Below are 1,296 nucleotides of genomic sequence, written 5' to 3'. Positions count from 1 at the left end.
GAAGTACGGTCTCGGACACTTCGAGCGTCTTCGTCTCGAAGTCTGTGGCGACCCGAAGTGGGAGGGAAAAAGGGGTCAGCTGGAATTGTACTACGACGAGCGTTCGGGCCAATACAGGGCCCTCCAACCAGTCACAATCGACGATTCTCGACTGGATTCACCACTAGCCGACGAAGCGGCTGCTCTGGATATTGGTGCGAACAATCTCGTCGCGTGTACAACAACAACCGGCCAGCAGTACCTCTACCATGGACGCGAGCTATTCAAGCGGTTCCGCAAGACGACCCACAAAATCGCCGAGCTACAGTCGAAACTCGAGGACGGTCGCTACACGTCCAAGCGTATCCAGCGCCTCTACCGACAGCGGACACGGCGGCGCGACCACGCGATGAATGCGCTGACTCGCGACCTGATGGACCGGCTTCACGCCGAGGGTATTGCGACGGTATACGTCGGCGACCTAACCGACATACTCGAAACACATTGGTCGGTTCGGACGAACGAGAAGTTGCATACGTATTGGGCGTTCCGCCAGTTCATCGACCGACTCGCGTGTACGGCCGCCGAGTACGGAATCACCGTCGAGGCTCGGCCGGAAGCGTGGACATCGCAGGAATGTCCCGACTGTGGCTCCCGGGACGACACAACACGCAACGGAGAGGCGCTCACCTGTCGATGTGGGTTCGAAGGACATGCCGACCTTACCGCGTCCGAGACGTTCCTCAGGCGATTCGAATCGGTAGACAGGCCGATGGCACGGCCCGTGTGCCTCAAGTGGGACGACCATGTGTGGTCGGCGTCACCTCGCGCTCCCCGTCCCAACGAGGAGCACACAAACCGGAGTATCCACGTCTAGGAGAAAATCGCTCGCGTGGTGGTCCGCAATGAGCCGAGACCCCCAACGCGAGGAATCCCCCGGCCGCAGCCGTGGTGAGGATGTCAAGCTCTCCGAGTCAGCCATCCGCGAGCACTACCGTCGCGCCAAACCGGTCTACGAGGCGCTGGCGACCGTCAGCGACTATCCGACCATCGGCCTGAACGACTTCGTCGGGTGGTATATCAAGCGCGACCACGACGACGTCGAGGCCATCAAGGCCGGGTATCCGCAGCGTGGGCGGGTCGCTCACCTCAATCGCGACTACGACGAGATTCACGACCGCCTGGAGCGGACGCTCTACGCCGTCACTACCTACAAGACACCGACTGCTTTCCAGCGGTGGGAGCCCTGTCGGTACGACGAGTCCGAGGGGAAGACCGTCTGGCAAGATGAGCCCCCGACTCCCGACGATGTCGATC

General features: G+C 61.3%; 1 protein-coding gene and 1 pseudogene. Both read left to right on the top strand.

Features of this window, described 5'->3' with window-relative positions; all coding sequences use genetic code 11:
• On the top strand, positions 1-856 hold an 856-nt coding region (locus U4E84_RS17625), incomplete at its 5' end, for a transposase (protein WP_322533382.1).
• Between the two features lie 28 nt (positions 857-884).
• Positions 885-1,296, top strand: a pseudogene (locus tag U4E84_RS17620) (hypothetical protein); the annotation flags it as partial.

It is taken from the genome of Halorubrum sp. AD140 (assembly GCF_034497445.1).
In the GTDB taxonomy this organism is placed as follows: Archaea; Halobacteriota; Halobacteria; order Halobacteriales; family Haloferacaceae; genus Halorubrum.
This window is presented reverse-complemented; position numbering and strand designations above follow the sequence as displayed.